The 9,877-nt window shown below is 62.5% G+C and carries 9 protein-coding genes; 5 read left to right on the forward strand and 4 right to left on the reverse strand.

Annotated elements, in window-relative coordinates; all coding sequences use genetic code 11:
* Positions 1 to 846: an acyl-CoA thioester hydrolase/BAAT C-terminal domain-containing protein gene (locus tag NKJ06_RS06705; RefSeq protein ID WP_352631503.1), complete on the forward strand. Its 846-nt coding sequence runs from the start codon at positions 1 to 3 to the stop codon at positions 844 to 846.
* Between the two features lie 15 nt (positions 847 to 861).
* Here the strand turns inward: NKJ06_RS06705 and NKJ06_RS06710 are convergent, their stop codons facing one another.
* The 4 genes from NKJ06_RS06710 to NKJ06_RS06725 form a co-directional block, all read right to left on the reverse strand.
* Positions 862 to 1,134, reverse strand: a complete 273-nt coding sequence (locus NKJ06_RS06710; protein ID WP_352631505.1) for a type II toxin-antitoxin system RelE/ParE family toxin — start codon at positions 1,132 to 1,134, stop codon at positions 862 to 864.
* A 1-nt stretch (position 1,135) separates the two neighbouring features.
* A complete protein-coding gene (locus NKJ06_RS06715; RefSeq protein ID WP_023758994.1) occupies positions 1,136 to 1,393 on the reverse strand; it encodes a type II toxin-antitoxin system RelB/DinJ family antitoxin in 258 nt (85 codons plus the stop codon).
* Between the two features lie 72 nt (positions 1,394 to 1,465).
* A complete protein-coding gene (locus NKJ06_RS06720; protein ID WP_352631507.1) occupies positions 1,466 to 3,520 on the reverse strand; it encodes a bifunctional aldolase/short-chain dehydrogenase in 2,055 nt (684 codons plus the stop codon).
* Between the two features lie 90 nt (positions 3,521 to 3,610).
* Positions 3,611 to 4,576 (reverse strand): sugar-binding transcriptional regulator, encoded by a 966-nt coding sequence (locus NKJ06_RS06725; RefSeq protein ID WP_352631508.1) that lies wholly within the window; start codon positions 4,574 to 4,576, stop codon positions 3,611 to 3,613.
* A gap of 190 nt (positions 4,577 to 4,766) precedes the next feature.
* Here NKJ06_RS06725 and NKJ06_RS06730 point away from each other — a divergent pair, with 190 nt between their 5' ends.
* The 4 genes from NKJ06_RS06730 to NKJ06_RS06745 all read left to right on the forward strand — a co-directional run.
* On the forward strand, positions 4,767 to 6,407 hold the full coding sequence (locus NKJ06_RS06730; protein WP_352631510.1) for an acyl-CoA synthetase: 1,641 nt from the start codon (positions 4,767 to 4,769) through the stop codon (positions 6,405 to 6,407).
* Positions 6,408 to 6,595: 188 nt separating this feature from the next.
* A complete protein-coding gene (locus tag NKJ06_RS06735) occupies positions 6,596 to 7,204 on the forward strand; it encodes a TetR/AcrR family transcriptional regulator (protein ID WP_352631511.1) in 609 nt (202 codons plus the stop codon).
* A 56-nt stretch (positions 7,205 to 7,260) separates the two neighbouring features.
* Positions 7,261 to 8,409, forward strand: a complete 1,149-nt coding sequence (locus NKJ06_RS06740) for an efflux RND transporter periplasmic adaptor subunit (protein ID WP_352631513.1) — start codon at positions 7,261 to 7,263, stop codon at positions 8,407 to 8,409.
* A gap of 192 nt (positions 8,410 to 8,601) precedes the next feature.
* On the forward strand, positions 8,602 to 9,877 hold a 1,276-nt coding region (locus NKJ06_RS06745; RefSeq protein ID WP_352809431.1), incomplete at its 3' end, for an efflux RND transporter permease subunit.

Below are 9,877 nucleotides of genomic sequence, written 5' to 3' on the forward strand. Positions count from 1 at the left end.
ATGGAAGCACAGGCGGTAATCGAGGAAGACCTGTCCGGCGCCGTCGCTGGAACATTGCTTCGATGCCCGCACGCTACCACCGGCGTCGTGGTGCTGGGTGGATCGAGCGGCCGCGTCGATGTCGGGCGCGCACGTCTCTTTGCAAACGAGGGCTCGTCGGCCCTGGCTTTGCAATGGTTTGGCGGTGACGGCCAGGCTCCAGGAATATGCGAAATTCCCCTCGAAACCTTCTTTGCGGCAACCGATTATCTCATTGAAACAGGATGCCGCCGCGTCGTCTACGTCGGCACATCCAAGGGTGCCGAGGCATCATTGCTCGCGGCGGTCCATGACCCGAGAATCAACGTCGTGGTCGCAATCAGCCCGTCATCGGTGGTTTGGGGAAATATCGGTGCGGGCCGGGATGGTGTCAGCTGGCCTGAGCGATCTTCATGGTCGCTCGACGGTATTCCCCTGCCGTTCGTGCCGACGGACCCGAATTGGGGCCGAGAGTATGTGGATGGCCTTGTGTCCTACCGGGGACACTTCGAGCATTGCTTGAAAGCCTTCGAACGGGAAGCAAAGGCGGCGACCATCCCCGTCGAGACCGCATCGGCCGAGATTCTGCTTGTCGCAGGTGGCGACGACGCGCTGTGGCCCTCCCTATGGTTCGCGACGGACATTGTTCGGCGGCGCGGTGGAGCTGGTAAGGTCACCCGTCTCGTTTCATCGCCGGAGGCGGGTCACCGCATTCTCCTGCCAGGCGAAAACACTCCACGCTCGGCACTGCATGCGCATGGCGGCAATGACGAGGCTGATTCAAGGCTTGGCAGAAAGGCTTGGGAAGGCATCCAGGAACTGCTGTAGCAGACCGGTTTCGGGCTACTCGTTGAACAGATCGGAGTGAGAGCCGGTGCGAGCAAGCTGTAATTCGTCGCTGGCCACCCGATAGATCAAGAGCCAGTCCGGTTCTATGTGCGCGTCACGATAGCCTTTCCAGTCGCCTTTCATGGGGTGATCCTTATAACTCGCCGGTAGCTCGTTTCCGGCGATCAGCCGGCCGAGCAGTTCGCGCAATTTGCCAAGGTCTTTGCCACGCTTCTCCATACGTTTCACGTCGCGACGGAATTGCCCGGAGCGAACAGGCGTCAGCACATCAGATGCCCAAATCCTTGAACAGCTCATCGGCCGAAGCGAAACGCTTGCCCTTGCCCTGTTCCAATTCGGCCATGGCCTTTCGAGTGGTTGCGTTAGGCACCTTCACCGGAAAGGGAAATTCCTTGTCGGCAGCGACGCGAACCAAAAGCAGGCGGATGGCGTCAGAAACCGACAGGCCCATTGCCGCCAAGGCTTCTGTTGCCTGATCTTTTGTCGCCGTATCGATCCGAGCGCGAACTACGGTATCTGTTGCCATGCTATGACTCCTCTAGTTGAGCCACAATGTAGCTACAGACTACCAACTACGCAAGCCTGTTGAGACTTTCGTCTACCGCAGTGCCGCCGCGATGTTGCCGCCATCCACCGTCGTCACGTCGGCGGTGGTCCGGTCGGCCAGCGCGTGGTGCAGGAACGCCTGCGCCACGTCCTGCGCCGTCACTTCCTGGCCGAGCAGATTGCCGGACATGTAGTCCTTCTCCGACACGCCGCGCGCGCCCGAACGGCTGGCGATCATGGCGTCGGTCAAAAGCCCCGAGCGGATGCGGTCGGCATTGACGGCGTTGGAGCGGATGCCGTGCGCGCCATAGTCGAGCGCGTATTGCCTGGACAGGAACAGGGTCGCCGCCTTCGGCACTCCATAGGCGCCGAACTTCGGGCCCGGATTGACTGCTTGTTTGGAGGTGTTGAACAACAACACGCCGCCTGTGCCCTGTTCGAGCATGATGCGCACGGCGTTCTGCGCCACCGACTGGTGGGCGAAGAAGTTGAGCTCGAAACTCCTGCGCAAAAGCGCATCGTCGAGTTCGCCGATCCGGCCTTCCCAGGCAGCACCGGCATTGGACACCAGGATGTCGACACCGCCGAACACGGCGATCGCTCTGTCGAAGGCGGCACGCACCTGTGCCGGATCGGTAATGTCGGCGGCGACACCGATCGAATTGTTGCCGGCTTTCTTCGCCGCCTCGGCGGCCTTTTCGGCGTCGAGATCGACGACGACGGCATGGGCGCCATTGTCGGCGAACAGTTTTGCCGTCGCTGCACCGATTGCGCCGGCACCGCCGGTGATCAGCACCACCTGGCCGGTCAGCGGCTTCGGCTTGTTGGAGGCGAGCTTGGCCTGCTCGAGCGACCAGTATTCGAGCGGGAACAGATCGGCCTTGGAGAGCGGATGGAACCGGCCGACGGCTTCGGCGCCGCGCACCGCCTCGATCCACATCTCGCCGACATCCGACGCGATCTTCGCATCCTTCAGCGTGCGGCCATGGCCAAACATGCCGAGGCCCGGCACCAGCGTCAGCCGTGGCATCTGGTCGAGCATGGTGCGCTTGACGTCGTCGAGCGCGTCATTGGTCTCGAAATAGGCGCGGTAATCCTTGGCGAAAGCGTCAACGTGGCTCTGGATCACAGCCCTGTAGTCGCCGGCCTTGTCTGCATCGGGCGCCGGCAGCGCCATCGGCCCGGTCTTGATGCGGATCGACAGATCGGGCGTCGACACCCCGCGTCCAGCATAATCGGCAATCTCGGCCGAATTGATGAAATCGGCGATGTCCGGCGAAGTGCGGAAGTCGCTGATCATGCGGTCGAAGCGGCCTTCGCCGCGCGCCACGGCGACGGCGCCGCGAAGCGTCGGCGCGATGGAGGCCGGTGTCGCGAGTTTTGCCGGCAAGGCCGCCTTTGCCGCCTTGGGCTTGCCGCTTACGGCAATGTAGTCCTCGGCGACGTTCACATAGTGGATCATCCGGTCGTAGGCCTGCCTGGCATCGTCGCCGAAGGTGAAGATGCCATGCTTGTCGAGGATCAGGCCCTCAACCGTGGGGTCGGCGTCGAAGATATCGGCCGCCGCCTTGGCAAGGTCGAAGCCGGGCATGATGTAGGGCACGTAACCCATCTTGCTCCCGAAGACCGTCTTCACCAGCGGCTTGGAGTCTTCCTGGTCGACGATGGCGAGGATGGCGGTCGAGTGCGTGTGGTCGACGAATTTGTGCGGCAGGAAGGCATGCAGCAGCGTCTCGACCGAAGGGTTGGGCGATGACGGGTCGATGAGGTTGACGCGTTGCAGGGCAACCATGTCCTCGTCGGCCAAACTGTTCAGCGCGCGCGCCTTGAGCAGCGGCTTGAGCTTGACCGCCGGCAGACCCTGCGGCTCGATGACGCCCATGTCCCAGCCGCTGCCCTTGACGCACAGCACGTCCCACTCGTCACCGACGAGATCGACGGCCGTCGTCTTGCAGGATGTATTGCCGCCGCCATGCAGAACCAGCCTTGGTTCGCCGCCCAGCAGCCGGGTCGTGTAGACGCGCAAGGCCAGATCGCGGCCGACGCCCTTCTTTGCATAGTCGGCAACGAGCTTTTCGGCTGCATCGTCATTCCAAAGGTTCTTCATGTTCGCTTCGTCCGGTTGCTGTCTTTGATGGTGAAACAGGAATGCCGCGACGCTTTGATGACAATGCGCCGGCGGCGAGGATGGTGGTTCCTAGGAGGCCTTTTCTGTTGCCGCGCGGGCATGATCCAAGAGCCGCTGTGCCATGCGCGCGCCGACCACAAGATGCGTGCAAAGTCCGCCCGCGATGGCCGCGAGCAGCGGTTCGAACTTGCTGTCTTCCTGCACCACCATCAGCCGTCTGGCGATGGGGCGCAGCGAGGACAGTTCGGCGGAGATCACCCGGCGGTTGTAGCTGCAGTCGAGCAGCTTGCCATCGGCGTCGATGATCTGCCCGGCAATGACGCCGGCCGCACCCTGCCTGCGCAGTTCCGCCATTTCACTTGGTGTCAGCGCGCCGCATTTGACCAGATGGCTGTCGGCGTCGACCGCGCCGACCGAGTACAGCGCCAGATCGCATTCGCTCACGCCCGACAGTTGTTCGCGGATCACCGGTTCGGCGCGCAGCGCGCGTGCCAGCTCTTCCGTCGACAGCACCAGCGGTGCGTAGAAGTTGAGCCCCTTGGCGTTGAGCCGCCGCGCGATTTCCATCGTGCACTGGTCGGGCCGGTAGGAATAGGGTGCGCCGAGATTGCCGCAGAGCTGCACCACCGTGACGTCCTGCAGGTCGGCATAAGACATGATGTCGGCGATCATGTAGACGGTGCGGCCCCAGGCGACGCCGATGCGGTCGCCCTTCTTGACCAGTTCGAGAAAGACGCTTGCCGCCAGCACGGCGATTTCCGTCGACGGGTCGGCGATATGGGCGTTTTCCGGCGCGATCCAGACGGCGTCGAGGCCCAGCGCATCCTCGAGCTTGCGCGCCAGCACGTCGTCGGTGAAAAGCTGGGTGGAGGTCGAGATGTTGACGATGCCGGTCTCGCGCGCCTTGCGCAGATACATGGCGACCGAGGCACGGGAAATGTTAAGCTGGCTCGCCACCTGGTCCTGTCGCAGGCCATGGGCATAATAGAGCCAGGCGGCCTTGTGGATGAGCTGTTCTGCCGGTCGGATCGCCATGCCGTCTCCTCGGCTGACATTATTCATGGCTCTCGACAAAAGTCAAACTCGGCAAGGGTATGCAATGCCCATCCGCCCGGCGAATCTGGATCATCATTGCGCCAAATGCGCTCCAACGGGGCATCGTTGATGGTGACGCGGCCCGAGCCTGTGATTAGAAGGTCCTAGAGAAAAGCGCGGGGAGCATGTGATGGGCAATCCTTACGAACAGGATCTCGACAAGAACGCGGCCAACCACCAGCCGCTGACACCGCTCACCTATCTGGAGCGCGCAGCCAGGACCTATCCCGACCATATCGCCATCATCCACGGCCGCCAGCGCATCGACTATCGCAATTTCTGGCAGCGCTCGCTGAAGCTCGCCTCGGCGCTCGACAAGCGCGGCGTCGGCAAGGGCGACACGGTCACCGTCATGCTGTCCAACACGCCGCCGATGCTGGAGGCGCATTTCGGCGTGCCGATGACCAAGGCGGTGCTGCACTCGCTCAACACCCGCCTCGATGCTGCGGTCATCGCCTTCCAGCTCGACCACGCGGAGACCAGGATACTGATCGTCGATCGGGAATTTTCGAGCGTCGTCAAGCAGGCCCTGGAGTTGGCTAAGGTCAAGCCGCTGGTCATCGACTACGACGATCCCGAATACGCCGCCGATGCGCCCTATCCGAAAGGCGAGCGCATTGGCGCGCTCGACTATGAGGATTTCGTCGCCGGCGGCGACGCGGACTTCGTCTGGTCGATGCCCGACGACGAATGGGATGCCATCTCGCTCAACTACACCTCCGGCACCACAGGCAATCCGAAGGGTGTCGTCTACCATCATCGCGGTGCCGCCCTGATGGCCTACACCAACACCATACATGCCGGCATGGCCAAGCACGCCGTCTATCTGTGGACGCTGCCGATGTTCCACTGCAATGGCTGGTGCTTTCCCTGGACGCTCGCCGTCCAGGCCGGCACCCATGTCTGCCTGCGCTGGGTGCGGCCGAAGCCGATCTACGATGCGATTGCCGATCTCGGCGTCACGCATCTCTGCGGCGCGCCCGTGGTCATGTCGGTGCTGATCAATGCGAAGGACGAGGACAAGCGGGAGTTCCCGCAGACGGTCACCTTCAACACGGCCGCAGCACCCCCGCCGGAAGCTGTGCTGTCGGGGATGGCCGATGCCGGCTTTGCCGTCACCCATCTCTACGGCCTGACCGAGACCTATGGCCCGGCGGTCGTCAACGAATGGCACGGCGCCTGGGACGATCTCGAAAAGCGCGAGCGCAGCGCCAAGAAGGCACGGCAGGGCGTACGCTACGCGGCACTCGAAGGCCTGACCGTCATGGACCCCGAGACGATGCAGCCGACGCCAGCCGACGGCCAGACCATCGGCGAGGTCATGTTCCGCGGCAACATCGTCATGAAGGGCTATCTGAAGAACCGCAAGGCGAGCGACGAGGCCTTTGCCGGCGGCTGGTTCCATTCCGGCGATCTCGGTGTCATGCACGCCGATGGCTACATCCAGCTCAAGGACCGCTCCAAGGACATCATCATCTCGGGTGGCGAGAACATTTCTTCGATCGAGGTCGAGGATGCGCTCTACAAACACCCCTCCGTCGCCTCTTGCGGTGTTGTCGCCAGGCCCGACGACAAATGGGGCGAGGTGCCCGTCGCCTATGTCGAGCTGAAGCCCGGCAAGAGCGCGACCGAAGCCGAGATCATCGACCACTGCCGCGCGCTGCTTGCCCGTTTCAAAGTGCCGAAGGCGGTGATCTTCGCCGAAATCCCCAAAACCTCGACCGGCAAGATCCAGAAGTTCCGGCTGCGGGAAATGGCAAAGGTCGCCTGAAACGCCGACGGCCTCTCGCGGAAAATATTTTCAGCAGTCCGCATCCTCGGGCAGCTTCGTGACGTCTATCGAATGTCACCATCTGTCACCAATCGTACGCGTACACCGAATCCGCATTGACAGGCCGCCCATTTCGATTTACGAGTGATGAAAATTGAAATTCGTCACTCGTAAATTGACAGAGGATCATGTCCGAAGCCGCCACCATAGTCGCCGAAGCCGCCCGACAGGAAAATGTGACGCGCGTTCTCGACTGCGCAGAGCGCCTGTTCCGGCACTACGGCTACGGCAAGACCAATGTCGCCGACATCGCCCGCGAACTCGGCATGTCGCCGGCCAACATCTACCGCTTCTTCGCTTCCAAGGTGGAAATCCACCAGGCGGTCTGCGGTCGGATGCTCGGCGCAAGCTATAAGATGGCCTACGAGATTGCCCATCTGCCGATCAGCGCCGAGGAGCGGCTTCGGCGCTACATACATGCCCAATACAAGATGACGATGGAAGTCATGCTCGACGAGCAGAAGGTCCACGAGATTGTCATCGTCGCGCTCGAACGGGACTGGGGCGTCATCGACAAGCATGTCGACAGCATTCACGACCTGTTTGCGGACGTGATCCGCGACGGCATCGAGGCCGGTGAGTTCAGGGAACAGGATCCGGTGACTGCGTCGCGATGCTTCGGCGCCGCCACCGTCATCCTCTGCCACCCGCAGATGGTGGCGCAGTGCCTCGCCAAGACCAACCGGGCGATGCCCGACGACCTGATCGACTATGCGATCAGGGCTCTAAAGAAATAGCTGCCGCCCGCCGGGCGTCTGTGTCGACAATTCATCTCCAGTTCGGGAGTGCCAAAGTGTCTTTGTCCAGTTCCATCCTCCGCAAGCTGCCAGTTGCCGGCCTGATGGCCGCGGCGCTCGGGCTTGCCGGCTGCTCGCAGGAGAAAGCCGAGGTCAAGGATATCATCCGTCCGGTCAAGGTCGTCGAGATCGCCCAGGCGCATGACACCCGCACGCTCTCCTATTCTGGCTCGGTACGGGCTCGCACCGAAAGCGCATTGGCTTTCCGCGTCAACGGCAAGATCACCGAGCGCCTCGTCGACATCGGCCAGCATGTGGCCTCGGGCGACGTCCTCGCCCGGATCGATCCCATTGACTACGATCTTTCGGTCAAGAGTGCGCAGGCAGCACTTGATGCCGCCGATCGGCAGGTCGAGACATCAGAGCTTGCCCGCAAGCGCGCCGAACAGCTGTTTGACAAGAAATTCGCGCCGAAATCGCAGCTCGAACAGGCAACGCTGAGCTATGACCAGGCGGTCGCCACCCGCGATTCCGCCCGCTCGACGCTTGCCCAAGCCAGGAACCAGGTCGGCTATACCGATCTCAAGGCCGACAGGGCCGGCATCGTCACGGCTGTCAGTGCCGATGTCGGCCAAGTGGTCGGCTCCGGCTCGCCGGTGGTCACCGTCGCCGTCGACGGCGAAAAGGAAGTGCTGATCGCCGTCCCGGAAATGGAAATCGCCGAATTCAAGCCGGGCAAGGTCGTGAAGGCGGGCTTTTGGTCCGACGACGCGCTGGCGCTAGACGGCAAGGTCCGTGAAGTCGCCGGCAGCGCCGATCCGCAGTCGCGCACCTTTGCCGTCCGCGTCAGCCTGCCCAAGGATCCGCGCGTGCTTCTCGGCATGACCGCCAGCATCGAAGCCTCGGCCGCCAATGAGCGGCAGCTCGTCTCGATCCCGCTGAGCGCACTGGCCGAGCAAGGCACCCAATCGATCGTTTGGACCGTCGATCGTGGCGCCGACACTGTTCATGCCCGCCCGGTCAAGGTTGCAGAATTCGCCGCCGATGGCGTGCGTGTCGCCGAGGGTTTGAAACCTGGCGATGTCGTGGTCGCTGCCGGCACGCAGTTCATGACCGAGAACCTGAAGGTGAAGCTCGCCGGTGACACCTTGCTGCAATCCGCGTCCGCTGCGGGTGACGGCGGCGACACCAAGCAGGTGCGCTGACAACAGACAACCGGCTGCGCGTTCCCGCAGCCGCTGGTTTCCGGGCGGCAAGCGCCCACCCGAGACGCTCGATTGATGTAACCCCCACATCGATTTTCGCGTCCCACCGCGATGAGCGTTTCTCCTCTCGGAGAGCCTTACCGCCCGGAAGCCACTCCGAACCTCGATTGCTGAACAGATGGATCTGCATCCATGACCAATTCCACGGAAGAGAAGCGGCCCTTCAACCTGTCGCGCTGGGCAATAGGCCATCCGTCTATTGCGCGGTTCCTGTTCGGCTTGATCATCATTTCCGGCGCGCTCGGCCTGATGCGTATGGGCCAGAAGGAAGATCCCGATTTCACCTTCCGGGTCATGGTCGTCCAGGCAATTTGGCCGGGCTCGTCGATCCAGGAGATGGAAGACCAGGTCGTCAACAAGATCGAGCGCAAGCTGCAGGAAACGCCGCATCTCGACTTCGTGCGCTCCTTCACCCGCGCCGGCAGCGCCATCATCACGGTCCAGATCAAGGGCGACACCAACACCGCCGAGGTGACCGACGCCTTCTATCAGGTGCGCAAGAAAGTCGGCGATATATCAGGCGATCTGCCGCAAGGCCTGCTCGGGCCCTATTTCAACGATGAGTTCGGTGACACTTTCATCACGCTGCATTCGATCAGCGGTGACGGCTTCAGTTATCCCGAGCTGAAGAAGTTCGCTATCCAGGCGCGCGACATGCTTTTGACGACGCCCGGCGTCGAGAAGGCCGTGATCATCGGCGACCAGCCGGAAAAGCTCTATATCGACGTGTCGTCCAAGGCGCTCGCCGAACGCGGCCTGACGCTGACCGATCTGCAGAACGCGATCAAGGGACAGAACAATGTCGATCCGGCCGGATCCGTCGACACCGGCACCAATTCGGTGCGCATTTCCGTCGAAGGCGACGTCGCCAAGGTAGAGGACATCCGAAACCTGCGCCTGCGCGCCGGCGGCCAGGTCACAAGGCTGGGCGACATCGCCACGGTGACCTCGGGGCTGGAAGATCCGTTCCAGCGCAAATACCGTTTCAACGGTCATGACAGCGTGCAGCTTGGCGTCGTCATGGCCAAAGGCTTCAAGGTTACCGATGTCGGCAAGGACGTCGAGGCCACCTACAAGCGCTTCGAGGAGGCGCTGCCCTATGGTGTTTCGGTCGACCAGATTTCCGATCAGCCGGGCGTCGTCACGGATGCGGTGGCCGAGTTCATGCATGCGCTCGGCGAGGCGCTGCTGATCGTGCTCGTCGTCTCGTTCCTGTCGATCGGCTGGCGCTCGGGCCTCATCATCGCCATCACCATCCCGCTGGTGCTCGCCGCCACCTTCGCCATCATGTACGAACTCGGCATCGACCTGCAGCGCATCTCGCTCGGCGCGCTGATCATCGCGCTCGGCCTGCTCGTGGCCGCCGCCCGGGTGGGGGGGGCCATGAGTGGGGGGCAGCGGGGAGGGG

Origin of the sequence: Mesorhizobium sp. M0293, assembly GCF_040321735.1 — a bacterium.
Classification (GTDB): domain Bacteria; phylum Pseudomonadota; class Alphaproteobacteria; order Rhizobiales; family Rhizobiaceae; genus Mesorhizobium.